The organism is Candidatus Palauibacter sp. (assembly GCF_965208055.1).
Taxonomy (GTDB): domain Bacteria; phylum Gemmatimonadota; class Gemmatimonadetes; order Palauibacterales; family Palauibacteraceae; genus Palauibacter.
In genome coordinates, this window is the sequence record NZ_CBDBNY010000004.1 from 2,600,881 (window position 1) to 2,625,216 (window position 24,336).

Consider the following 24,336-nt stretch of genomic DNA (forward strand, 5'->3'; position numbering starts at 1 on the left):
GGCTCGCGAGCGGGGGCGGCTCAGCGACCGGGTCGGGTGCCCCGGCGCATTCGGCGCAGGAGCCACGCGTACGCCACGGCATTCAGCGCCAGCACGGCAAGTCCGAGCCAGATCTGGATTTCCCGGTTCAGCGCGCCGGGATAGATGACCGGCAGCAGGTAGCGCTCGATGAAGCCGCCGGAGTAACCGGCCTGGCCGCTCGCGATCCGGAGCCTGACCTCCAGCGGCGTGAGGGGACAGATCCAGCCCGCGAATTCGATCAGCGCCCCCCACGCGAGACAGGGGACGTGCGCCCACGCGAGCCTCGGCCAGCGGACCGCCGCGAACCCGCCGGCCACGACGAAGGCGATGAAGGCGAAGTGGGTGACGAGGACGAGGTCCGCGAGCACCCGGTACAGCACGCCGGTCTACCCCACCTGCACGGGGTGCGGGAGCGGGACGTTCAGCAGGTAGCCCTTCTCGTTCATCAGAGGGTCATCCGGCTGCGTGTTCCCCGTCGCATCCGTGGCGCGCGTGACGAGCGTGTGCGCTCCCGGCGTCGCGTCCCATTCGAACTCGAAGCGCTGCCAGGCCAGAGGCAGAATCGGGTCCACGATCTCGGCCTCGAGCCAGGTCGCTCCGCCGTCCGGACTCCATTCGACCGCGGACACGGGTCCGGCGGGCGCGTGCGCGAACCCATGCAGGACATGGGATCCCGGGGCCACTTGCGCGGGCCTCGGCAGGGCGAGCGCGCTCTTCACCACCAGTTCATTAATCGCCCCCCCCTGCGCGGGCGCGTAATCCGCTTCAGGCCAATCGTCGCCGATGAGGACGTAGGACGACGTGTTGTTCCGGTTCCACACCTTCTCGGTCGAGAGCTGGATGCTCCCCAGCCACTTGATGCTGTTCGACCCGGACCACCCCGGAACAACGGACCGCGCCGGGAATCCGTGATCCGCGGGGAGCGGCTCGCCATTCATGCGCAGCGCGATGATGGTGTCGGGATCCCGCGCCTTGGCGAGCGGCATGGCGCGCTCGAATCCGGAGCCGTCCAGCCCCACGAGGTTCACGTCGACCGTCTCCGGGCGCACGCCGGCCAGATCGAGGATCGTCGTCAGAGACGGTCCGGACCACTCCGCGCACCCCACGGCTCCGGTGGTCCACTGCCCGCCGCTCGCGCGGGTGCCCGTGAGTTCCGGATACAGGCCCCGCCAGTTGCCGGCACATTCCAGATACGCGGTGATCGTGTGCTGGGGCAGCGACTCGAGGGTGGACAGGTCGAGCCGCAACTCGGTCTCGGCGCCGTCCCCCTCTACTCTGAGCGTGTAGCTCCCCGGGTCGATCGCCGGCGTCGGCGAATGGTTGCGGACGAAGAACAACTCGTTCGGCGTGAGGAATCCGTCGACGAGTTCGAGCCGCGTTTCCAGATTCAAGGTGCGCTGGATGAAGGGCGACGGATCCTTCGCCCACCGAGGCGGCCGCTCCGCCTCCCCGGCAGCGGCGAGGGCCGCGTCCGCCTCGGCCGATGACCCGGCGTCGCCCGCGCGGTCACAGGCGGCGAGCCAGGCCGCGGCGGGTCCCACGCTCGCGGCACGGACAAAATCCCGACGGGTGAAGAGGGCGGTCTCGATTCTCCGCTTCATCGGCGACACCTCGCGGTCAGGGCACTTGGCATATCGGTCCGGATTGGCAAGCTTAGGTGTATGCGACCTAGGAGCAACGTACCCGGGACGCCCCGGGGTGGGCAGCTCGCCGACGACGCCCGCCGGAAACACCGCTCGATCCGAGCGTTGCTGTCCGCTACGCTCGCTCTGGGGTGGGTCGCGTGCAATCCCGAACCCGGCGCCGAGGCCGGCGCGGGCTTCGAGGTCGTGGAGGCGACGATCGCCGACGTGGAGGCGGCGATCCGCGATGGGACGACGACGTGCCGCGAGGTCGTGGAGCGGCATCTCGCCCGGATCGCGGCCTACGAAGACGCGATCAACGCGATCACCGTGCTCAACCCTCGCGCGCTCGAGCGCGCGGACCGGCTCGACGCGGCGCTGGCCGCCGGCGAGACAACGGGACCGCTGTTCTGCGTCCCGATGCTGGTCAAGGACAACTTCGACACGCACGACATGGTCACGACCGGGGGCTCCATCGCCCTGGTGGACAACCTTCCGCCCGACGACGCGTTCATGGTGCGGAAGATCCGCGAGGCGGACGCGATCATCATCGCCAAGACCAACATGGCGGAATGGGCGTTCAGTCCGCGCCAGTCCGTCAGTTCCTCCTTCGACACGACGCGCAACGCCTACGCGCTCGACCGCGTCCCGGCCGGATCCAGCGGCGGCACGGCCTCCGGGGTCGCCGCCTCGTTCGGCGTCATCGGACTGGGTAGCGACACCGGCAACTCGATCCGCGGACCCAGTTCGCACCTCGCCCTGGTCGGGATCCGTTCGACCATCGGCCTCACGAGTCGCGACGGGGTCATCCCCCTCTCCTTCGACCGCGATATCGCGGGTCCGATGGGCCGGACCGTGGAGGATGTCGCGCGCGTGTTCAACGTCGTGGCCGGCTACGATCCCGCGGATCCGTACACGGAAGCGGGGCGTGGCCGCGCGGAAGAAGACTACACGGCCTTCCTCGACGCCGAAGGAGTGCGGGGCGCGAGGATCGGCGTCCTCCGCGCGCTGGCGGATCCGGAGGAGACCGACGGGGAGATTCTCGCGCTCTTCGAAGCGGCCATAGACGATCTGGGGGCGCTCGGAGCCGAGATCCTGGACCCCTTCGATTTCGACGTCGCGGCGGAACTGGGGCGGGAGGGGATGTTCTGCCGCCGCTTCCGCTACGACATGTGGGTCTATCTGCGGTCGCTGGGCCCGGCGGCGCCGATGGCCGACGTCCTGGAGGTGCTCGAGGACGGACGGTATTCGGACTACGCCCAGGGATCGCTGCGCCGCAACGAGGGGGCCCCGCTCGACGTACACCCCGCCGACTGGGACGAACCCTGCCCGGACTACGCGGAGAACGAGGGCAGGCAGGCCTACCTGTCGAGCCTCGTGGACGCGATGGATGCCGAACGCGTAGACGCGGTGATCTACCCATCGTGGCTCTGCGTGCCCGCCCATATCGACAGGGGAGACGAGGAATACTGCGGCGACAACAGCCAGCGCGTGGCTCCCGCCACCGGGATGCCCGCGATCACGGTCCCGATGGGATACACTTACGGTGCGTTACCCGCCGGACTGCAGATTCTCGCGCGTCCGTACGACGAGGCGGTTCTCTTCCGGCTCGCGTACGGATACGAACAGGCAACACGACACCGCCGTCCGCCGGACGGTTTCCCGGAGGTTGGATGACCATGAAGCCGGAGGTTGGATGACCATGAAGATCGAGAGAAGGAGCACACTCGGAGTCAGCCTCGCTACCGCTCTTGCGCTTGCGTGGCCGGCGGCCGGCCTCGCGCAGGAGGGAGCCGTCACCGGAACCGTGACCAGCGAGGAGGGTCTCGCGATGTCCACCGTGACGGTCACGGCGACGGGGGCGCCGCTCGGCGACGAGTCGCGCACGGCGATGACGTCCGCGGAGGGCGTGTACACGCTCGCCGGCCTCCCGCCGGGTACATATTCGCTGCGCTTCACCTTCCCCGGCTTCGTCGACGGAGTGAGTTCGGGCGTGGTGGTTCAGGCCGGGGAGCGCACGAACGTGGACATGCAACTGGCTTCCCAGCGAACCATCGCGTTGGAGGAGCTGACGGCCGTGGTGACCGGGACGCACTTTTCGGCGCCGCCGGAGAACCTGCCGTATTCCGTGGACGTGACCGACCGCGAGTCGCTCCAGGAGCAGGGCTCGCCGCAGGCGGTGGACTTCTTCAAGAAACTGGGGGCCAGCCACGGCACGATCGGCGAACGCAACGGCTGGTACAACCGAAGCGGGACGCTCGTGCCCGAGACCGCGACCAACGTCAATCTTCGGGGCCTCGGCGGCTCGCGGACGTTGACGCTGTTGAACGGCCGCCGCCAGGTGTACACCCCGGCCAGACTTCCCGGCGGCCGGTTCGTGGACATCAACGCCTTCCCCGCCATCGCGCTCGACCGCATCGAAGTCCTGAAGGAGGGCGCCTCGGCCATTTACGGCTCCGACGCCGTGGCCGGCGTGGCCAACTTCGTGACCCGAAGAGATTTCCAGGGATTCGAGCTGTCGGCTTCGCACGACTACTTCAGCGGGGCCGGCGACACGAGCGTGGGCGCCATCTGGGGCACGAGTCTGGGCGACGGAACCAACGCCGTCCTCTCGGCCGATTGGACCATGCGCCGGGAGCTGAAGGCCGAGGAGCGCGATTGGGTGCTGCGTCCGTACCCCGGGCCGGGCGGCGGGGGCTGGTCCTACTACGGGAACCCCGGGGCCTTTCTGCGGCCGACGCTGACCGGGACCGAGACGCCCGGCGAATTCATCAGCGCGCTGATCCGCTCCCACTACGGGGACAGCCAGGGCGACGCCCGCCTGTTCGTGGACCCCGGATGCGAGGGTCTGGGCGGGACGGATGCCGGCCTCACCTGCCGGTTCCGATACCAGCCCTGGGACAACATGATCGAGAACCAGTGGCACGCGCGGCTGTTCGGCGAGCTGAACAGCGAGCTGAGCGAGAACACCTCGGTCCACGTCGAGGGACTGTGGTCGGAGGCCGCCATCCCCGACTGGTACACGACCCCCTCCTTCCCGCCCACGTCGCTGTACGACGGCCTGCAGGTGGTCATGCCCGAGAATCCGGGCAGACAATCGTTCTGCAGCTCGAATGCGGCTGCGGCCGGTTTTGCCTCGCAGGCGGCGTGCCTCGAGGACGACTGGTTCTTCTTCGGGCGCCTGGTGGGCAACAGCGGTCCCGGACGGACGCTGAGGCGGTCGTCGCGCACGCAGAGGGTCGCGGCTTCGCTGGACCACCACATCGGCGCGACGGGCGAGCTGGATGTGGCCTTCGGCTACTCCCGGGCGGCGGGCAACGTGAACCAGCCCGCGGAGTACGCCTACCGCAAGTACCTGGCTTTTCGCGGGTTCGGCGGGCCGGACTGCGGAGTCGGCGTCGTCGTCGACCCCGCGTCGGCAGCCGGGATGAGCCTCGGAGACACGGGCGGCGCCGTGGCGGGCCAGGGCAACTGCATGTTCTACAACCCGTTCAGCAACGCGATCCTTCGCGCGCAGCAGCCGGGCACGAGGTACACCGACGCGGACAATCCCGACTACGTGGCCTCCGCCGCAAACTCGCCCGCGCTGATCGACTGGATCAACGAAGAGGTGGACCTCTTCAGTACCGCCGAGCTCCTCACGGCCGAGGCGACGTTCACCAACTCGCTGAACGACGCGATCGGCTACGCGATCGGGTACCAGTTCCGCTGGTTCGATGTGTCCGGCCAACCCAACGACCCGGGGAACCAGCGTCTCAACCCCTGCCAGGTGCCGGGGGACCGGAGCTGCCTCGACCAGGCGGGGCCGTTCACGTTCACGACCGGGTACTTTCCCTACGCGAGTTCACAGACGGTCCATCGGTTCTACGGCGAGGTGCCGATCAACCTCGGCGACCGGGTGGATCTCCAGTTCGCCGCCAACTATGAGTTCCACGACGTTGCCAGCAGCTTCGACCCGAAGGCGGCCGTCGCCCTCCGGTTGGTGGACTCCGGTGACTATCAGCTTTCGGCGCGGGCCTCCCTGCAATCCACCTTCCGCGTCCCGTCGGTCGACGACGTCAACACGGACAAGATTACGGCTCTCGAATACGTGTGGGAGACGGATGTCTACAAGGCGGTCGACACATACGGGAGCCCGGATCTGGTGCCGGAACGGGCCACCACGGGTAACGTGGGTCTCGTCCTCTTCCACTTCCCGAGTCGTACGCAGGCGACGTTCGACTACTGGACGTATGACTTCAAGGACATCATCAACGTCGTTCCCTACACGGCCGTCACGAGGCTCTACGACGAGGGCGGCGCCAGCCGCGAGGCCGTGAAGGAGTTCATCAAGTGTCCGGACGGCTGGGGGACGGGAACGTGCGACGCGGCGCTCATCGAACGCATTCGGATCGACCTCGTGAACTGGCCGGGCATGCAGACGTCCGGCCTGGACTGGAGCGTGTCGACGCGCCGGCCGGTGGGGAGCGCCGAGATGTCATTCGGGATCGACGGCACCTACACGCACAAGTACGACATCATGGCGCTCACGCGAGGAGGCGTGGAGCTGCAGGCGGCGACCAGCGGAGCCGGACTTCTCAACCGCAACAACCCCATCGCGTGGCCTCTTCCGCAGTGGAAGTGGACGGCTTCCGTCGGGTTCCACACGGAACGTCTCACGGCGGTGGGAGCCTTCTACTACATCTCCTCCTACGACGATCCGGACTCCGCCGACGAGAATCATCGCTCGATCGGTTCCTTCGGCACTCTGGACGCGACCCTGATGATGAAGGTCACCGACCAAATCGATGGTTTCGTCACGGGGTTCAACCTGCTGGGAACGCCTCCGCCCCTCGTTAACTGGGAAACCTCGTACGATGGCTTCACGCACGATCCCAAGGGACGGCGGATCAAGGTTGGGCTCACCTACACGATCCGGTAGGCTCGCCCGGTCGCGGGCCGGCTCCGGCTACGAAGCGGGGCCGGCCCCCGGGCTACGGCCGGGGCGGCTCGACGGGGCGCGCGACCATGATGCCGTCCTGGGAGCCGATGGAGAGGATCCGCTCGGCCAGCGGCCGCTCCGAAATCTCCACCGACTGGCCGACGAGCGGGGCGTGGAGGAGGTGTAGCGCCCCGTCGCGCCACACGGCGAATCCGGTGTGGGCGACGTCGAGCCCTTCGACGGTCGAGGTGGCCGCGATCACGTCGCCGTCGCGGATCCGGTCCGCCACCTGCGCGATCCGATCCTGCGGCACGTATTCCCGGCCGGGTCCTTCGTCGAGCCGCGCTTCGGTGGCGGCGATGGCTCGGAGCACGCCGGGCTCGGCCAGTTGCCGATACGCTTCGGGATGCCGCGACATGAAGTTCACCGGCTCCGCGTCGATGGCGGGGTTCAGTTCTCCGGTCGCGATGCGCACGATTCCCCGGGCTTCGTTGTCCGCGAGCCACTCCGAGAAGTAGTGGAGACGGCTCGGGTATCCGTCGAGCCGGCCTCCACGATAGCGGAGCGCCATCAGATGGGACTCGTATCGGGCCTGCGCCGCTGGGGGATCCGAGAGGGTCTCGACGCCCTGCTCGCGGACGAACCGCGTCAGGGCGAGGACGGTCTCGACCAGGGTCACGCAGTCGAGTTCGCGGAAGTTGATCACGAGGCGCTCGGGTCCGGGGGTTTCGAGCGTGCCGGGCTCGTACGTCGTCCCGACGAAAGTCTCGGCCAGCTGCACGATCGCTTCGCCCAGGGCCATCTCCGCGAGCCCGCGCTCCGCGGCAAACCGCACCTTCTCCTCGAAGATCGCCCAATCCTCCGGGACCCAGGCGGGTCCGTCCGAAGGCGCGGACGATGCCGCACCGACGCCGGCCGTCTCGTCAACCACGGTGGAGGTCGACGGCTGGACCTGCGACCAGGCGAGCGCCGCGATGACGGCGACGGTGGCAAGGATACAGGCAACGACCTTCGCCAGCGTGAAGACGTTGCGCCATCTCATGTCGAACTGAGGTTGAGCACCACGCGCTCCTCCCCTTCCCTGTACTCGATCCGAAGCGTGCGATTCACCGCCCCCCACAGGTGCGGGTGCGCCCGAACCGCCTCTACGAGATAGACCCCGAGCGCGCGCTGGTGGAAGGCGTGCTCCCACCCCCGGCTCAGCAGCCGGGCCGCCTCTCGTACTTCGGTGTGCGGGCCGCCGCCGGATATGGCGTCCCGGAGCCGCGCGGCGCCACGCGCGAGGTCCGCCCAGCGTTCACGCGTTTCCCCGTTCTTGCGAGCCAGGTCGCCCAGCGTCCACCAGTGTCGCATCCGGCGCTCGAATCCGGCCAGACCCCCATGGCCTGCCTGTCGCGCCGCTTCCGCCGCCAGGGCCGCGAGTTCTTCCGCCGTAAGGGACGGATCCTCCAGGTACTGCCGCCACAGAGCGCCGTACAGAAGCTGCCGGACGACGGGTGAATCGCGCCCCGGTTCCCCGGGCACCCGGGGGACGGCGCGGGCGAGCGCAAGACCCGTCCCGCGCGCATCGCCTCGCGCGAGGAGCGCGAGCAGGATCCCGAAGGTCGACTTCCTGAATAGGAGCTGAAACGAAATCTCCACGTCCCCGCGGTCTCTCGCCACGCGCTCGAGACGTTCCCGGGCCGCGGGGGCGCCGCCCGCCGTTACGCTGCCCCAGAGGACGGCGAGATCCACGAGCCGTCCCGCCTCCCGGCTGGAGAGTCCCCGCTTCCCGTACCGCACGAGGAAGCCCAGCGAGTAGTTGAGCGCGTCCGCGGCCGGGGCCTCCCCGGGCGTCCACTCCCGCGACCACGCGGTCAGCGTCGTCTTCCATTCGCAGGTCTCCCGGCCCCACGTGCCGGCGTAGCCCTCGATGGCGGTGAAGCTGAAGCGACTGCGGTCCAGGCGACGGTCTCGCCGCATCGTCTCCCGGACATAGCTCCGGGCCTTCCCGCCCATGCGCAGGATATCGCCGAGATCGAGCGAGACGCCCCACGACTTCGTCCTCTTGACGGTCTCCTGCTGCAGGAATCGATGCAGCGTCACCCCGTTCGCCGCTCCCGAAGCACCGTCCTCCAGCACGCTCTCGAAATCCCCGCCCAGCATCGCCCGGTGCCGCGCGTCGAAGCCGCCGCCCAGCCGCTTCTCGTCGAAGGTCGCTTCGATGAGCGCTTCGTCGGTCCGGGTGCGGCTGTAATCGAAATCGAGCCCGAACCGGACTTGCTGCTTCGCCATCTTCGCGACGAGTTCCGTCGCCTGCGCCTCGAGTTGTTCGACCTTCTTCCGCAGCGAATCGAGCCGCAGCCGACGCCCTTCGAGCCCCAGCCGATCGACCAGCGTCTCGGCGGCGGCGCGTTCGCGCGGATCGAGGTCCCCCACGCGCGGCTTGGCGAGGATCGCGCGGACCTGTTCCAGCGGCGCGCCGAGGAGGGCCTCGATCGCGGCCCGCAGCGCCTCTTCGGTCTGCGCCCGGTCCGCGAAGCGGACGCTGACACGGGCCGCGGCGCGCAGGCCGAACCGGTCGCGGTCCGATTTCCGCACGGCGACCTCGATCTCGCCGGGCTTGCGTCGCGAGAACACGACGAGGAAGTGGTCTTCGATCCCGACCTTGAAGCTCGCCCTCAGGCTCGCGCCGACCTTGACCCCGAGATCCTCCCCGGGCGCAAGAAGCGCGCTCAGGGCGCCGATGTTGCCGGTGAACACGTCCGACCACTTCAGGGTGAGGGCTGCGCTCAGCTTCCCGCTCACCTCGAGAGCGAGCGCTTCACCGGGCGACAGCGCGCGAACGTCCGAGGCGGAGATGACGAAACGGGGCGTGGCCAGGTCGCGGGCCACGGCGGCGGCGACGAGATCCTCGGCGGGGTGACGCCGGTAGTCGTGGAAGAGGATCGACGCGGCGCCGTCCGCCTCGCTCGCGAACCCGAACTTCGCGGCCTCGAATCCTCCATCCGCCTCCACTCTCGCCGAGGCCCGGTAGGCGAGCCACGCCGAACCCGCCGCGAAGTGAATCGGCGCCCGGAGTTCGAACGCCGTCGGCTTCGAGCCTTCGTCCGGCGGAGCGCCGAACACTCCCGCTGGATCCTCGTCCCCGGGCCCGTTGAAGACATCGATCACGGCCTCGCCGCCAACGGTGAACGAGAGGTCGTCGCGCACGATCGACACATCTCTTTCGAGCGACCGCTTCAGGAGCGTCGGGTCGGGCAGTTCGGGGTCGTCCAGCCGTCGCGACGCGTGCTCCGCCAGGTGCAGGTCGAGGTCGCCAAGATCGAGTATCACGGACATATCACGAGCATCTCTGTGTGCGCTTCCAACAGGTTCGGAACTTTTTTTCGGCTGCCACAATCCCGGCCGGTGGCCCTCGGAGCAAGTCGCCCCGGGGGGGCGCCCGCCGGCGGCTGCGTTCGCTCGCCGCCCTCCCGAAGGTCGGCTATCTTGTCGGCTTCCACACGGAAGGTCGTTCCCTCTGCCGAGAGTCATCGATGAAGACGCCCCGCTTGCCCGGCTTCGCTTTCGTTTCGATCGCCGTCATTCTCCTCTCCTTCCTCTCCGCTCCCGAAGCGGCGGGGCAGACCCCGGCCCCGACGGATCCGATTCCGCCGGACCCGGCCGTCATCACCGGGACGCTGGACAACGGCCTGCGCTACTTCGTACACGAGAACGATCAGCCGGAGAACCGGGCGGAACTGCGCCTCGTCGTGAACGCGGGCTCCATCCTCGAGGACGAGGACCAGCTCGGGCTGGCGCATTTCGTCGAGCACATGGCGTTCAACGGCACGGAGAACTTCGAGAAGCAGGCGCTCGTCGACTATCTCGAGTCGATCGGGATGCAGTTCGGCCCCGACATCAACGCCTATACGAGCTTCGACGAGACGGTCTACATGCTCCAGGTGCCGATGGACGACCCGGAGATGCTGGCCACCGCGTTCCGGATCCTCGAGGACTGGGCGCAGGGCGTGCTCTTCGACCCGGAGGAGGTCGACAAGGAGCGCGGCGTCGTGATCGAGGAATGGCGCGGGCGGCGAGGCGCCCAGGCGCGGATCCAGGACCAGCAGTTCCCGGTCCTCTTCCAGGGGTCGCTGTATGCCGAGCGACTCCCGATCGGGAAGCCGGAGATCCTCGAGACGGCCCCCGCCGAGCGGCTGCGCAGCTTCTACGACGACTGGTACCGGCCGGACCTGATGGCGATCGTCGCCGTCGGCGATTTTGACGGCGCCGAAATCGAAGCGACGATTCGCGAGCGGTTCGGAGGGCTGACCGGGCCCGCGGAGTCGCGTGCCCGGATCGCGGCCGAGGTCCCGATCGACCACCCGCCGCTCGTCACGATCGCGACCGACGTCGAAGCCCAGGGAAGTCAGGTCGGCGTGCTGTACAAGCAGCCGCCCGCCCCGCGCGGCGCGATCGGCGACTTCCGCCGAGGTCTGGTCGAAGGACTCTACTCCGGCATGCTGAACGCGCGACTGAACGAACTCCGGCTTCAGGCCGACCCGCCGTTCATGCTGAGTTTTTCGGGGCAGGGGCAGTTCGCGCGCGGCGTGGATGCCTACCAACTCGTCGCGCTCGTCGCCGAGGGCGGGATCGAGCGCGGGCTCGAAGCTCTCCTGACCGAGGCCGAGCGCGTGCGCCAGAACGGGTTCACCGCCAGCGAGCTGGATCGCGAAAAGACCAACACCCGGAGGGGATACGAACGCCGTTTGGCCGAGCGTGAGAACCAGGAGTCCGCCGCGCTCGCGAACCGCTACATCCAGGTGTTTCTTCGGGGGAGTGCCTACCCGAGTCTCGAGACGCAGATGGAGTTGGTGGATGCCTTCCTCCCCGGGATCACACTCGAGGAGACCAACGGCATCGCCCAGGCGTGGCTGGCCGAGCAGGGACGCGTCGTCCTCGCCAGCGCGCCCGCGAAGGAGGGCCTCGAGCCCCCCGCGGAGGACGACCTCCTGAGCGTGTTCGCCGCGGTGGGCGGGCGAGAGGTCGAGGCCTACGAGGACGAGGCGGCCGACGCGCCGCTCCTGCCGGTCGTCCCCGAGGGCTCGCCGGTCGTGGCCGAGGAGGCGGTCGACGACGTGGGCGTCACGATCTGGACGCTCGAGAACGGCGCACGGGTCGTGCTGAAGCCCACCGACTTCAAGGACGACGAGATCCTCTTCTCCGCGACCAGCCCCGGCGGCACGTCGCTCGTATCCGACGATCTCTTCCGGAGAGTCTCGTTCGCACTGAACGTGGTGGGCCAGTCCGGCGTCGGCGAATTCGACCAGACCGCGCTGGGGAAGAAGCTGGCCGGGAAGGCGGTACGAGTCTCGCCCTCGGTGGGGTCGCTCTCCGAGGGGCTGAGAGGATCGGCGTCTCCACAGGACGTGGAAACGGCGTTCCAGCTCATGTACCTGTACTTCTCCGCGCCGCGCAGGGACGAGACGATGTTCGAGGCCCTCAAGGCCCAGCAGATGGCGATGCTCGCGAACGTGGGCGCGAATCCCAACTTCGTGTTCTCCGACACCATCTCGACCACCATGTCCCAGGGGCACCCGAGGGTCCTGCGGCTGTCGCAGCTCGCGGGCAGCCTCGAAGAAGCCGACCTCGACGCGGCCTACGACCTCTACCGCGACCGTTTCGCGGACGCGAGCGACTTCACCTTCTACTTCACGGGGGCCTTCGATCTCGCGACGATCCGGCCGCTCGTGGAGCAGTATCTCGGGGCCCTCCCGAACCTCGGGCGGGTCGAGGAGTGGCGCGATCTCGGGATCGATCCGCCGGCGGGGACGATCGAGACGACGGTGTACAAGGGCCTGGAGCCGCAGAGCCGGACCCAGATCATCTTCGCGGGCGATGCCGAGTACTCCCTCGAGGAAGCGAACGCGATCTCGGCCATGGCGGACGTCCTGGACATCCGCCTCCGGGAAGTGCTGCGCGAAGACCTCGGCGGCACCTACGGCGTAGGCGTCCGCGGGTCGCTGAGCGACCGGCCCGATGAGGAGTATCGCTTCAGCATCTCCTTCGGCTCGGATCCGGAACGCGCGGAGGAGTTGTCCGAGGCCGTGTTCGAGGAGATCGAACTCCTGAAGGCGCACGGGCCGGACGCCGAGACGGTGGACAAGGTGCGCGAGACGCAGCGCCGCACGAAGGAGACGAGCCTGCTGGAGAACCGGTATTGGCTGTCGCAGCTGGCCGCCTTCGAGCGGGCCGAGCGGGATCTGAACGACATCCCGAGCTACGACGCGATCGAGAGCTGGACCGCGGCGCAGGTGCAGCAGGCCGCCGTCCGTTACCTCCGAACCGACCAGTACGCCCGGTTCGTGCTGCTTCCGGAGCAGAAGGTCCCCTAGTGTGGAGACGTCACGACCGGCGGCTGATCGGCTGACCGTCGCCGCGCACGCGCGGAGGGAACGCCTGCCGGTCCGGGTCATGCCGGATCACGACAGCATCGCCGCCGAAGTGGCCGGCCGGATCGCGGCGCTCCTGCGGGAGAAGGCCGAGAACGGGCGCCCCGCCGTTCTCGGCCTCGCGACCGGCGCCACTCCCGTCGGCGTCTATCGGGAACTCATCCGCCTGCATCGGGACGAAGGGCTCGACTTCTCCCATGCGGTCACCTTCAACCTCGACGAGTACTTCCCGATGCGGCCCGGCAGCTTCCACAGCTATCACCGCTACATGCGGGAGCACCTGTTCGACCATGTGAACATCACCCCGGAGCACCGTCACATCCCTCGCGGCGATGTGCCTGAAACGGAGGTCGAGGCACACTGCGTCGAGTACGAGCGCCGCATCCGGGAGGTGGGCGGGATCGACTTCCAGATTCTCGGGATCGGGCGCAGCGGCCACATCGGCTTCAACGAGCCGGGGTCCGAGCGCGACTCCCGCACCCGGCGTCTTTACCTGGACACCGTCACCCGGAGCGATGCCGCGGCCGATTTCTTCGGCGAGGAGAACGTGCCGCCGCAGGCGATCACCATGGGCGTGGCCACGATCCTCGAAGCGCGGGAGGTCGTCCTGCTCGCGACCGGGGAACACAAGGCCGGGATCGTGCGTCGAGCCGTCGAAGGGGAGGTCCACGCCGACGTCGCCGCGACCTTCCTCCAGCAACACGCCGCCGCGACGGTCTATCTCGACCCGGCCGCCGCTTCCGACCTCACCCGCATCCGCACGCCATGGCTCGTGGGCGATGTGGAGTGGACGGCGGAACGGGAGACCGCAGCCGTCATCTGGCTGAGCGAGCGCACCGAACAGTCGATCCTGCACCTCGCGACCGACGATTATCGCGCGAACCACCTCGCCCCGCTCACTTCGCGGCACGGTTCGGCCGAGCCGCTCAACGGACAGGTCTTCAACGCGCTCATCTCCAGGATCCGGGGAAAGAGCCGGCTGCCGCGCGGCCAGAATATCGTCATCTTCTCGCCCCACCCGGACGACGACGTGATCTCGATGGGCGGACTGCTGCGCAAGCTCGTCGAGAACGGCAACCACATCACCGTGGCATATCAGACGTCCGGGAACATCGCGGTCTTCGACCACGAGGTGCGCCGATACCTGGACTTCCTGCGGCGGGCTGCGGGAGTGATCGACCTCGGCGACGCCGCGAACCTCGACGGGGTGCTGCGGTCTCTCGAAGACCGGCTCGCGTGCAAGGCGCCGGGGGACATCGATCCCGATGTGGTTCAGCAAGTCAAGCGGATCATCCGCGAGACCGAGGCCACCGCCGCGATCGAAACGCTTGGGATGTCCGCCGACCGCGCCCGCTTCCTGAACCAGCCGTTCTATCAGACCGGGAAGGTGCGGAAGAACCCGATTTCCGAGGCGGACGTGGAGATCGTCACGCGGCTGCTGGAGGAGATGCGGCCATCGATCGTGTTCGCGGCCGGGGACCTGTCCGATCCGCACGGCACGCACCGCATGTGCCTCGAGACGATCGAGGCGGCGCTCGCCCGCTACCGCGGCGACCCGCCGTGGCTGTGGCTCTACCGCGGCGCGTGGCAGGAGTGGAATCTGGACGAAGCGACCGTGCTCGTACCGCTCTCCGAAAGCGAACTTCGCGGCAAGGTCCAGGCGATCTTCCGGCACGAATCGCAGAAGGATTCGGCCCCCTTTCCCGGACCGGATCCGCGCGAATTCTGGCAGCGCGTCGTCGAGCGAAACCGGGATACCGCCGACCGGCTGGCGGCCCTGGGCCTGCCGGCGTACTACGCCATGGAGGCGTACGTGACGCTGCGGGATGGACGGCGCGTCGAGGGTCCGGAGATCCCCACCTCCTCCCTCGCGGACCTCGCGGACACGGACGCGTGAATCCGTGACGCACCCGGTCGGACGCGGCGGCGTGACGGGCTGACATGGGCGAGTTCTTCGGGACGACCCGAGTGCCATTCGATCTCTTCGGTCCGGTGCATCTTGTATCGATCGGCGCCGTGGCGGTGGTCGGCGTCTGTCTGGTTCGCGCCGGGCTGGCGGCCGATGAGCGGGGTCGCCGCCGCCTCCGCGCGGCGCTGAGCCTCACGATCTTCCTCTTCCTCCTTTCGAGGCACCTCTGGAAGGCCGGGACGGGGCTCTGGGCGGTGCAGACCGACCTGCCGTTGCACCTCTGCAGCGCCATGGCGTGGGTGACCATTTTCGGGCTGTGGACGCGGCATCCCCGGGCTCTCCGCCTCATGTACTTCCTGGGCGTGGCGGGGGCGGTGCAAGCTCTCCTGACCCCGGATGGCGAGTTCGGCGTCGCGCACTTCACCTTCTTCGAGTCGCTGGGATCGCACGGGGCGGTCGTCATCGCCGGCGTGTGGGCGGTGATGGTGGAGGACTATCGGCCCACGGCGCGCGATCCGTGGATCGCCTTCGGACTCCTGAACCTGTACGCGGCCGTGGTCTTTCCGCTGAACCGGCTCCTCGGGTCGAACTTTCTCTACCTGATCGAGAAACCGGCGGGTCCCACGATCCTCGATTTCTTTCCGGGCTGGCCATGGTACATTCTGCTCATTGAACCCGTGGCCATCGGGCTCTTCCTGGCGCTACGGCTTCCCTTCCGGAACCCGGCGGCCGACTGACGGTACCAAGTTTCTTCCCGTACGAACAACCTGCACAAAGAACTCCCATATGGAGGATGGACGGCATGCCGGAATGTCCTGTATGCGGCGCGGAACTGACGATCTCCGACGACCCCGTCGAAGGTGAACTCCTCGAATGCGAGGAGTGCGGCGTCGAACTGGAGATCCTCGCCCTCGACCCCGTCACCCTCGGTGAGGCGCCGGACGCGGAGGAGGACTGGGGCGAATGAGAGTCGGCTTTCTTCATTCCCTCATCCGCAAGGACGAGAAGCTGCTGATCGCGGAGTTGCGCAGGCGCAGCGATATTGAACTCGTGTTTCTGGACGACCGCAAACTCGCGTTCGACTTCCGGAACGTCCCGGACGTCGATGTCGTGCTCGAGCGCAGCATCAACCATTCGCGGGCCATGCACGCGCTGCGGCTGTTCGAGGGAGCCGGCCTCGACTGCGTGAACCGGTACGAGGTGTCGCGCCGCTGCGGCGACAAGATCCTCACGGCGGCATCGCTCGGGGAATGCGGCGTGCCGCAACCCGACGCCAGGGTCGCGTTCACGGAGGAATCCGCGCTCGATGCCATTGAGGAACTGGGCTACCCCGTGGTCCTCAAGCCCGCAGTCGGCTCCTGGGGCCGCCTGCTGTCGAGAATCAACGACCGGCACGCGGCGGAGACGGTCCTCGAACACAAGGCGATCCTGGGCAGCTATCATCACTCGATCTTCTTCGTGCAGAAGTACGTCGAGAAGGGCGGGCGCGACATCCGCGCGTTCGTCGTGGGCGAGGACTGCGTGGCCGCCATCTACCGGTCGTCCGACCACTGGATCACGAACACGGCCCGCGGCGGAACGGCCTCGAACTGTCCGGTGACGAGCGAGATCGGGGAGCTTTCGCTGCGCGCGGCGGGCGCGGTGGGCGGGGGCGTGGTGGCCGTAGACCTGTTCGAGAGCGAGGGCGGACTGCTGGTGAACGAAGTGAACTACACGATGGAGTTCCGAAACAGCATCGAGGCGACGGGCGTGAACATTCCGGAGAGGATCGTATCGTACCTGGCCTCGCCGGACCGTCTGGCGGACCGATGATCCGCGCGTCGGTCGCGGGCGGATCCGGCTACGCCGGCGGGGAACTGCTGAGGCTCCTGCTCGGCCATCCCGACGTCGAAGTGCGGCAGATCACGTCGGAGCGTTTCGCGGGCCGGTTCGCGCACCGGGTCCACCCCAACCTGCGCGGCGTCACGCGACTGCGCTTCTGCGCGCTCGATGAACTGGCCGAGTGCGACGTGCTCTTCCTCTGTCTGCCCCACGGGGCATCGTCCCGCCTCATCGACCGGTTTCGAGGCCTCGCCGGGCGGATCGTCGACCTCGGTGCGGATTTCCGGCTCCCGAACGGCGCGGACTACGAGCGCTTCTACGGCCGGCCGCACCCCCGGCCGGAGCTCCTGGGGTCCTTCGTGTACGGGATCGCCGAACTGAACCGCGAGGCGCTGGCGGGCGCCGACCTCGTCGCGTGCGCCGGATGCAACGCGACGGCCTCCATCCTCGGGCTCCTGCCGCTCTATCGGGCGGGGGTCGCGGATTCGGCCGTGATCGAGGTGAAGGTGGGCTCGAGCGAGGCCGGCAACCGCGCCACCGAGGGCAGCCACCACCCGGAGCGCAGCGGCGCCATGCGGTCGTACCGACCCACCGGCCACCGCCACGTGGCCGAGATCGAAGCGGTGCTCGGCGGCAATGTGCATTTCTCCGCGACGGCGGTCGAGATGGTGCGCGGCATCCTCGCCACCTGTCACGTGTTCCTGAACCGGGAACTCGACGAGAAGGCGTTGTGGAAGATCTACCGGAGCGCGTACGCCGACGAACCGTTCGTGCGCATCGTCAAGGAGCGGGGCGGCATCCACCGCTATCCCGACCCCAACCTGCTGGCGGGCGCGAACTACTGTGACGTGGGTTTCGAGCGCGATCCGCTCTCGAACCGGGTCGTGGTGCTGAGCGCGATCGACAATCTCATGAAGGGAGCGGCGGGACAGGCGGTGCAGGCGTTCAACGTGATGCACGGGTTGCCGGAGTCGCGGGGGCTGGAGTTCCCCGGGCTGCATCCGGCCTGACCGCGACTGGCGAAGCCGAGTCCATCGTGTGCCGCATCCTCTGCGTCCAGAGCGATGAGCGCTTCGACATGGAGCCGCACCTCGCCGCCTTCGCGCGGCTCGCCCGGGAGAGTCCCGAGTACCAGGGCGACGGGTGGGGGTGCGCGTGGATCGACGCGGACGGGTCCGCCGGGTGGCGCGTCTACCGCAACATCTCGCCGGTGTGGGAGGACGCCGGGGCGCCATCGGGACGCGCGACGCTTCTGCTCGCCCATGCGAGGAGCGCATATCGCGGGGAAGGGATACGGGTCGAGAACAACATGCCGTTCCTCGACGGACAACGCGCGTTCATCTTCAACGGGGAGCTGCACGGAGTGCGGATCAAGGAGCAGGGGCGAATCGGGGCGGAGAAGGTGTTCAACTTCGTCAAGCGCTTCGGTGGCGGAGACATGGGTCGCGCGCTGGAGCGGGGACTCGATGCGATAGAGAAGCGTACCCGCTACGTGCGGGCGATGAACCTGATCGTCGCCGACGCGTCGCGGCGGGTCCACTTCGCGACCCGATTCAACGAGGACCCGGACTACTTCCGGATGCATGCCGCCCGACGGGACGGCCAGCGGATCCTGTGCTCGGCGCCCTATCCGGATTCGGGCCGGCGGCTGGCGTGGACGCCGGTCGCGAACGGCACGATCGGGACGTTCTGACCGATGCCGGGCGAGTCCGACGGGCTGCTGCTCGTCAAGATCGGCGGCGGGGAATCCATCAACCTGGACGGGATCGCCCGCGACCTGGCAGGTCTGTCCGGTCCGTTCGTGATCGTGCACGGCGCGAACGCGCTGCGCGATTCCCTGGCCCGGCGGCTCGGGGTCGAGAAACGCATCCTCACGTCGGTGTCCGGACACCAGAGCGTGCACTCCGACCGCGACCTGATCGACGTGATGCTCATGGCCTACGCGGGGCTGCGCAACAAGCGCATCGTCGAACTGCTGCACGGGCACGGCGTGAACGCGGTCGGGCTCACCGGACTCGACGGCGCCCTGGTGCGCGGCCGCCGCAACCGGGGAATCCGGGTGAGGGAGGGCGGCAAGACGCTGATCAAGCGGGACCTGTCCGGGAAGCCGGTGGAGTTGAACCGCAAGCTGTTCGGGTTGCTCCGCGACGGTGGCTTCACGCCCGTCGTGACGGTGCCGCTGATCGACGAACACAACGCGGCGATCAACTCGGAGAACGATGACGTCGTGACCCTGCTCGGCGCCGAGTTGGGAGCGGATTGCGTGATCCAGTTGATCGAAGCGCCCGGTTTCCTGGAGGATCCGGACGATCCGGCGTCGGTCGTCGCAAGGCTCTCGCGCGCGGAGCTTGCGCGCCGGGAGGGCGAGGTCGCCGGGCGCATGAAGCGGAAGCTCCTCGCCCTGCGGCGACTCGTCGAGGCGGGCACGACGCGCGTCGTGATCGCGGACGGGCGCGTCGAACGCCCGATCTCGGAGGCGCTCGCCGGACGGGGCACGCTCGTCGGATGAACGTGTGAACTCGCGAGAGACGGAACGGGCGTACGCGCTCGAGGTGTTCCCGAAGCGCGGCATCACGGTCGTGCGGGGCGAGGGCGCCTGCGTGTGGGACGACGAGGGTCGCCGCTACATCGACTGCGTGGGCGGCATCGGCGTGGCGAGCGTCGGCCACGCCAACCCGGCCGTCGCCGAAGCGCTGGCGGAGCAAGCTCGGGTGCTCGTGTCCTGTCCGGGCATCTTCTACAACGATGTCCGGGCGCGGCTCCTGGCCGAACTCGTCTCGATCGCGCCGCCCGGGCTCACGCGCGCCTTCCTCTGCAATTCCGGGGCGGAGGCGGTGGAGGCGGCGATCAAGTTCGCGCGCTTCGCGACGGGACGGGCGGGGGTCGTGTCCGCGATGCGCGGCTTCCACGGGCGGACGCTCGGGGCCCTGAGCGCGACGCACAAGAAGGACTACCGGAAACCCTTCGAGCCGCTCGTGCCGGGATTCTCGTTCGTGCCCTTCGACCGCGTCGAGAAGCTGCGCGCGGCCGTAGGCGAGGACACGGCGGCCGTGATCCTCGAGCCGGTGCAGGGAGAGGGAGGGGTGCGGCCGGCCAGCCCGGACTACCTGCCGGCGGCGCGACGCATCTGCGACGAGGCGGGTGCGGTGCTCGTGTTCGACGAGATCCAGACGGGCTTCTGCCGCACCGGCCGCACGTTCGCCTGCGATCGCTACGGCGTTGCGCCGGACATTCTCTGTCTCGCCAAGGCGATCGCGGGCGGCGTGCCGATGGGAGCGGTCCTGGCGCACGAACGGCTGCAGCCGCCGCCCGGGCGGCACGGCACGACCTTCGGCGGCAACCCGCTCGCCAGCGCCGCCGCCCTCGCCGCGATCCGCTTCATGCGGAAGGAGCGGCTCGACGAGCGGGCAGAGGCGCTGGGCGCCCGCTTCAGCGAGCGCTTCGCCCGACATCGGTCGGCCCGCGTGCGCACCGTACGGCAGGTCGGCCTCATGATCGGCGTCGAACTCCGCGAGCGCTGCCGGCCCTACCTGGAAGCTCTCGCGGACCGGGGCGTCCTCGCGCTCCCGGCCGGCGCCACCGTAATCCGGCTGCTGCCGCCGCTCGTGATCACCGAAGCGCAGATCGACCAGGTGGCGGACACCCTCGCCGAAGTGCTGGCCGACTGACGCTCCGGGACAAATGACGCTCCGGGACAAATGACGCTCCGGCCCGACTCCGTTATCCGGCCGCTGTCAGACGGACGGTCGCCGAGACGCGGCCCTCTCCAGCGGCGAACTCGACTTCAACGACGCCATCGCCAAGATCCGACACGAGAGCGGCGCCGTCGATGACCGCAGACACCACGGGGGTGCCGAAGAACTCGACCTCGTAGGTGCGGCCCGCCGTCCCTTCCACGGAGAGGCTCCACCCATCTGCGGCGGCGACGAAGTCCAGGATCCGCAGGCCGACGCTCGTCTGGCCGGGATCGAGGCCGGTCCGCGGCGGCGCGACCGCGAGTCCGCCTTCCCAGGTCACGACGATCTCCGCGCGACCGCCCGCCGGGACGGCTTCGCCGAGCGTCACCTCCACGCTTCCCTCGTCCGAGAGTCCGGTCTCGACGCCGCCCACGTGAACCGCCACGTTGCGCGCGCCCGCGGGCACGTCGGGCACGAACTCGAAGGCCAGGGGCGGTCCGGCCACCGTGAGCGTCGTGCGCCGCTCTCCCCCCTCCGCCGTCCACCGCTGCCGGATCTCCACGTCGGTCGCGGTGGCCCCGGCCCTCAGCCGTCGCACCGCGACCTCCGGCCAATCCGGAGGGAGCTGCGGGGCGAGCCGCGCGCCGCCCCGCGCCGCGTCGGGTTCCCAGCCGAGCACGCCCCGCAGGAGCGGCGTCACGAGAGCCGACGTCGCGAAGAACTGGTGCGGGACCGTCTGGTCCAGGGGCTCGTAGAAGGTGCCGGACAGCAGTTCCGGGTGTCGCCCCAGGCTCCAGTCGAACGTCATCTGCTTCACCGCATCCATGAGATGGAAACCCGCCCACGGACGCCGATACCGGTACTGGCCCCAGGCTACATACCCCGTCACGAAGGGCCACACGGTGCCCATGTTGTACTGGAGCGGGTGATACAGTTCGCTCTCCGTGGAGAGCATGTGGGCGCCCCAGTCCGACGAGATTCGATCACTCGCAAGGTGGGCGAGGGTCGATCGCGCGCGCGCCTCGTCGAACAGGCCGAACGCCGCCGCCGTGGCGGGCCACACCGTCAGGTTGTCGTTGGTGCCGCCATCGGCGAGGATCCCGAAGGCATGGTGTCCCGCATCCTCCAGCCAGTACGCTTCGTTCAGCGTCGCCCGCGCGCGCGGAGCGAGTTCCCGCGCCCGATCCGCGATCCCGGCGTCGCCCATGCGTTCGGCCAGGACACGGGTCCCCTCGAGCGCCGCGACCCAGACGCCCGCCAGGTAGACATCCTGGTGCAGCGCGGCCCCGAGGCCGCCGACCTCGACCGCCGCGAGGCCACCCACCGTGTTCTCGATGATCCCGTCGCCGTCCGTCTCGGCGGCGAGGCACCACTCCCACGCGCGCCGGTAGGCCGGCCACAGGGCCCGCAGGAGTTCGTCGTCGCCGCTCGCCCGCCAGTACTCGTAGAGGGCGACCATCCAGTAGGGCGTGGTGTCGGCGTGGTAGTAGGCGTACGGGTACACGTCGAACCACGGGATGCGCGCGGCCGCCTGAGAGATTTCGTGCGTGATCTTGCCGTCCTCGCGCTGGTACTTCGCGAGAAAGGCGAGTTCCTCCGCCACCAGTTCCCACTGCCCGAGGGCCTCCATGGCGAACATGGTCTGCGCCGCGTCGCCGCCGAAGAACCAGCCGAAGCCGGGACGGGTTCCGTTACGCGACAGGCCCCAGCCCGCCACGAACCCGCACCCCAGGTCGGGATTGCAGACGCGCTGCTCCTCCAGGTTGATCTTCGCCCACTCGAGGGCGAGGTCGAGCCACGGATCCGGCGACTCGATCGAGACGGTGGAGGCGAGCACCGAATCGGCCCACGCCCGCTTCGCGTCGTAGATCGAGCGCGCCTCGGAGATCATCCCTTCGTAGATGGCGAACACCTCCTCGCGGGGCGTGGTTCCGCCCGCTATCGCGATCGGGATGAATTCCCGCCGCGCGCGTTCCGGGTCGACCGGGATCACCATGGTGCGGGGCGCCTCGCCCAGTTGATGAGCGGGGTGTTCCACGGAGTTCACGGCCCACGGAGATCCGACGACGGCGTTCGTCTCCTGCAGGCTCTCGGAGAGCACGAAGACGCGTCGGCCCGCGTCCCAGTAGGCGTACTGCCCCCCGAGCGAACCCGGCCACATGTAGTTCAGCACGGGCTCGAATTCCGCGATGATCTCCAGCGGTTCCGGGCTGTCCACATCGAGCAGGAGCAGAAGGCCGGGGAGTTCGCCCGGGGCGAGGATGTGCTGCCGCACCTGGAAGGCCGCGTGGCTGTAGGTGATCGTCGTGAGTTCCGGTCGCACCCGCACGGTGCGCGCGACCTCGCTTCCCGGAATCGGCGTCCCGTAGGCCGACGTCGAGAAGCCGAGCCGGAAACGGTTCCCGACCTTGAGGGGATGCACCCATAACTCGGCCTCGCCCGTCTCGATCCCCAGCCAGGCCGAGCGCGGCCCGGTCACGCCGAGGTACTCGCCCGGGCGCACCGGCCCGGAGAGCTCGATCGGGGACGGCGCGATCTCGAAGCGGGACACGGCAAGAGAGAGCGGGTCGAGCGACTCCGCCGGTCGAGCCTGCGCGGAAAGCACCCCCGGCGAGGCGGTCGAGACCGCGACGAGCGAGAGGAGCTTCAGCCTGAAGCGCGTACGCCGAATCTTCATCGCCTGGGGTTTCCTGTCCGAGAGAGTTCGCTGCGACGAATGATTCATGCGGCGAGAGCCGGGCGCTGGAAACCCCCGGCGAGAAGTGACGAGCCGGGGAGCCGGCTGCCTTGGTTGGCGAAAAAACGGAGATCAAGCGACATTCCCGCCCGCCCGCTCGTACGAGAATCGGACTTTCGCAGAGGCGGTGGAATCCATGAGTAGCAAGAGAAATGGACGATCGCTGCATCTCGCCGCGGAGCTGCCGCCCTTTCCCGAAGGTTGGTATTTCATCGGAAGCCGCGAGTCCATCGAGCGCGCGAAACTGATCGAGAAGACCTGGATGGGCGAGGAAATCGTCGCCTGGTCCGACGAGGAGGGTCGCATCTGCGTGGCGGACGCGTTCTGTCCGCACCTCGGTTCGCACATGGGACCGACGACCGGCGGCCTGGTGCGCGATGGCTGCCTCGTCTGTCCCTTTCACGGATTCGAGTTCGATATCGGCGGCCAGTGCGTCGCCACGCCGAATGCCCCGGCCCCGAAAGCCGCGAAACTGAAGGTCTACGAGACCGGGGAGATCCTCGGCATGATCTTCGCGTGGTGGGGCAGCGGCGGGAGACCGCCGCAGTGGGGCCTGCCCGATGAGCCGCCTGCGGGCGCGGAGTGGTCGAGGTTGCGATCCACGACCCTGCGCTTCCGGGGCCACCCCCAGGAGACCACGGAAAATTCCGTCGACGTGGAGCACCTGGCCTACACGCACGGCTACCACGATGTGGAACCCGCCGGGTTCTCGATCGATGGCGCCTACCTGAAGAGTTGCTTCGACTTCAGGAACGTCCGAAGGATCGCGGGCCTGGCGGACGTCCACTCCGACATCTCGGTCGTCACGCACGTCCATGGCCTCGGCTTCTCCTTCGTTGAAATCCACGAGAAGGCGATCGGCATGAGGTCGCGCCTGTGGGCGTTCTCCACACCCGTCGACGGCGAGTCGGTGGACCTGACGCTGGTCAGCCAGGTGCGGGAGATCCGCAAGCCGCGGCGGTTCGTCGCGGGCCTGGCCTTCCTGCCCGTGCCGCTGCGCCACCGGCTGATGAATCTCTTCCTCATCCGGGAGGAGAGGCGGTTCGTCCTGCAGGACGTGGTGATCTGGGACAGGAAGCGCTACCGGTCCCCGCCCCGGCTGTGCCGGGCCGACGGGCCTATCGGAAAGTACCGCCGGTACTGCAGGCAGTTCTATCCGGACCCGGCGATGGCGCCTCGAGGCGCGGACGGCAACGGCGACTAGGCTGTTAGGCT

At 68.6% G+C, this 24,336-nt stretch carries 17 protein-coding genes; 12 read left to right on the forward strand and 5 right to left on the reverse strand.

Translation table 11 applies throughout. The annotated features are described in order from the left end of the window. Window positions 1–20 precede the first annotated feature (20 nt). On the reverse strand, window positions 21–401 hold the full coding sequence (locus tag ACOGXI_RS11585) for a DUF2784 domain-containing protein (protein WP_419939001.1): 381 nt from the start codon (window positions 399–401) through the stop codon (window positions 21–23). A gap of 6 nt (window positions 402–407) precedes the next feature. Further along, complete coding sequence (locus ACOGXI_RS11590) at window positions 408–1,622, reverse strand: sulfite oxidase (protein ID WP_419939002.1); 1,215 nt, start codon at window positions 1,620–1,622, stop codon at window positions 408–410. A 147-nt stretch (window positions 1,623–1,769) separates the two neighbouring features. On the opposite strand from ACOGXI_RS11590, the gene ACOGXI_RS11595 reads away from it, so the two are divergent. Then, on the forward strand, window positions 1,770–3,320 hold the full coding sequence (locus tag ACOGXI_RS11595) for an amidase (RefSeq protein WP_419939003.1): 1,551 nt from the start codon (window positions 1,770–1,772) through the stop codon (window positions 3,318–3,320). A gap of 19 nt (window positions 3,321–3,339) precedes the next feature. Beyond that, on the forward strand, window positions 3,340–6,564 hold the full coding sequence (locus ACOGXI_RS11600) for a carboxypeptidase regulatory-like domain-containing protein (protein WP_419939004.1): 3,225 nt from the start codon (window positions 3,340–3,342) through the stop codon (window positions 6,562–6,564). A gap of 52 nt (window positions 6,565–6,616) precedes the next feature. Here the strand turns inward: ACOGXI_RS11600 and ACOGXI_RS11605 are convergent, their stop codons facing one another. Together ACOGXI_RS11605 and ACOGXI_RS11610 are read right to left on the reverse strand one after the other, a co-directional pair. After that, window positions 6,617–7,606 (reverse strand): N-acetylmuramoyl-L-alanine amidase-like domain-containing protein, encoded by a 990-nt coding sequence (locus ACOGXI_RS11605; protein ID WP_419939005.1) that lies wholly within the window; start codon window positions 7,604–7,606, stop codon window positions 6,617–6,619. Beyond that, window positions 7,603–9,879, reverse strand: a complete 2,277-nt coding sequence (locus ACOGXI_RS11610) for a hypothetical protein (RefSeq protein ID WP_419939006.1) — start codon at window positions 9,877–9,879, stop codon at window positions 7,603–7,605. Before ACOGXI_RS11610 ends, ACOGXI_RS11605 begins: the two co-directional genes overlap by 4 nt. A 203-nt stretch (window positions 9,880–10,082) precedes the next feature. Between ACOGXI_RS11610 and ACOGXI_RS11615 the strand changes: the two genes are divergently transcribed. The 9 genes from ACOGXI_RS11615 (at window position 10,083) to ACOGXI_RS11655 (ending at window position 20,375) form a co-directional block, all read left to right on the forward strand. Further along, complete coding sequence (locus tag ACOGXI_RS11615) at window positions 10,083–12,920, forward strand: M16 family metallopeptidase (protein ID WP_419939007.1); 2,838 nt, start codon at window positions 10,083–10,085, stop codon at window positions 12,918–12,920. Between the two features lies 1 nt (window position 12,921). Further along, window positions 12,922–14,874, forward strand: coding sequence for a glucosamine-6-phosphate deaminase (gene nagB / locus ACOGXI_RS11620; RefSeq protein ID WP_419939008.1), 1,953 nt, complete (start codon window positions 12,922–12,924; stop codon window positions 14,872–14,874). A gap of 44 nt (window positions 14,875–14,918) precedes the next feature. Beyond that, window positions 14,919–15,623: a TIGR02206 family membrane protein gene (locus ACOGXI_RS11625; RefSeq protein WP_419939009.1), complete on the forward strand. Its 705-nt coding sequence runs from the start codon at window positions 14,919–14,921 to the stop codon at window positions 15,621–15,623. 65 nt (window positions 15,624–15,688) lie between these two features. Continuing rightward, window positions 15,689–15,853: a lysine biosynthesis protein LysW gene (lysW, locus tag ACOGXI_RS11630; protein ID WP_419939010.1), complete on the forward strand. Its 165-nt coding sequence runs from the start codon at window positions 15,689–15,691 to the stop codon at window positions 15,851–15,853. After that, window positions 15,850–16,698, forward strand: coding sequence for a lysine biosynthesis protein LysX (lysX, locus tag ACOGXI_RS11635; RefSeq protein WP_419939011.1), 849 nt, complete (start codon window positions 15,850–15,852; stop codon window positions 16,696–16,698). Before lysW ends, lysX begins: the two co-directional genes overlap by 4 nt. Then, entirely contained in the window at window positions 16,695–17,717 is a 1,023-nt protein-coding gene (argC, locus tag ACOGXI_RS11640) for an N-acetyl-gamma-glutamyl-phosphate reductase (RefSeq protein ID WP_419939012.1), read from the forward strand. The genes lysX and argC overlap by 4 nt, the downstream gene beginning before the upstream one ends. Before the next feature lie 26 nt (window positions 17,718–17,743). Continuing rightward, complete coding sequence (locus tag ACOGXI_RS11645) at window positions 17,744–18,400, forward strand: class II glutamine amidotransferase (protein WP_419939013.1); 657 nt, start codon at window positions 17,744–17,746, stop codon at window positions 18,398–18,400. Window positions 18,401–18,403: 3 nt separating this feature from the next. Further along, window positions 18,404–19,216 carry a [LysW]-aminoadipate kinase gene (locus tag ACOGXI_RS11650; protein ID WP_419939014.1) on the forward strand — a complete coding sequence of 271 codons (813 nt, stop codon included), beginning with the start codon at window positions 18,404–18,406 and terminating at the stop codon, window positions 19,214–19,216. A gap of 4 nt (window positions 19,217–19,220) precedes the next feature. Further along, window positions 19,221–20,375 carry an aspartate aminotransferase family protein gene (locus ACOGXI_RS11655; RefSeq protein ID WP_419939015.1) on the forward strand — a complete coding sequence of 385 codons (1,155 nt, stop codon included), beginning with the start codon at window positions 19,221–19,223 and terminating at the stop codon, window positions 20,373–20,375. A 52-nt stretch (window positions 20,376–20,427) separates the two neighbouring features. Here ACOGXI_RS11655 and ACOGXI_RS11660 read toward each other — a convergent pair whose 3' ends face one another. Beyond that, window positions 20,428–23,061: an amylo-alpha-1,6-glucosidase gene (locus tag ACOGXI_RS11660; protein WP_419939016.1), complete on the reverse strand. Its 2,634-nt coding sequence runs from the start codon at window positions 23,059–23,061 to the stop codon at window positions 20,428–20,430. A 196-nt stretch (window positions 23,062–23,257) separates the two neighbouring features. Between ACOGXI_RS11660 and ACOGXI_RS11665 the strand changes: the two genes are divergently transcribed. Then, window positions 23,258–24,325: a Rieske 2Fe-2S domain-containing protein gene (locus ACOGXI_RS11665; protein WP_419939017.1), complete on the forward strand. Its 1,068-nt coding sequence runs from the start codon at window positions 23,258–23,260 to the stop codon at window positions 24,323–24,325. Window positions 24,326–24,336: the final 11 nt, after the last annotated feature.

Excerpts from the sequence above, each read along its gene's own strand:
- ACOGXI_RS11590 (WP_419939002.1), bottom strand. The coding sequence starts at position 1,622 with ATGAAGCGGAGAATCGAGACCGCCCTCTTCACCCGTCGGGATTTTGTC.
- lysW (WP_419939010.1), top strand. The coding sequence starts at position 15,689 with ATGCCGGAATGTCCTGTATGCGGCGCGGAACTGACGATCTCCGACGAC.
- ACOGXI_RS11600 (WP_419939004.1), top strand. The coding sequence starts at position 3,340 with ATGACCATGAAGATCGAGAGAAGGAGCACACTCGGAGTCAGCCTCGCT.
- ACOGXI_RS11615 (WP_419939007.1), top strand. The coding sequence starts at position 10,083 with ATGAAGACGCCCCGCTTGCCCGGCTTCGCTTTCGTTTCGATCGCCGTC.
- ACOGXI_RS11605 (WP_419939005.1), bottom strand. The coding sequence starts at position 7,606 with ATGAGATGGCGCAACGTCTTCACGCTGGCGAAGGTCGTTGCCTGTATC.
- ACOGXI_RS11625 (WP_419939009.1), top strand. The coding sequence starts at position 14,919 with ATGGGCGAGTTCTTCGGGACGACCCGAGTGCCATTCGATCTCTTCGGT.
- ACOGXI_RS11665 (WP_419939017.1), top strand. The coding sequence starts at position 23,258 with ATGAGTAGCAAGAGAAATGGACGATCGCTGCATCTCGCCGCGGAGCTG.
- ACOGXI_RS11650 (WP_419939014.1), top strand. The coding sequence starts at position 18,404 with ATGCCGGGCGAGTCCGACGGGCTGCTGCTCGTCAAGATCGGCGGCGGG.
- lysX (WP_419939011.1), top strand. The coding sequence starts at position 15,850 with ATGAGAGTCGGCTTTCTTCATTCCCTCATCCGCAAGGACGAGAAGCTG.
- ACOGXI_RS11660 (WP_419939016.1), bottom strand. The coding sequence starts at position 23,061 with ATGAAGATTCGGCGTACGCGCTTCAGGCTGAAGCTCCTCTCGCTCGTC.
- argC (WP_419939012.1), top strand. The coding sequence starts at position 16,695 with ATGATCCGCGCGTCGGTCGCGGGCGGATCCGGCTACGCCGGCGGGGAA.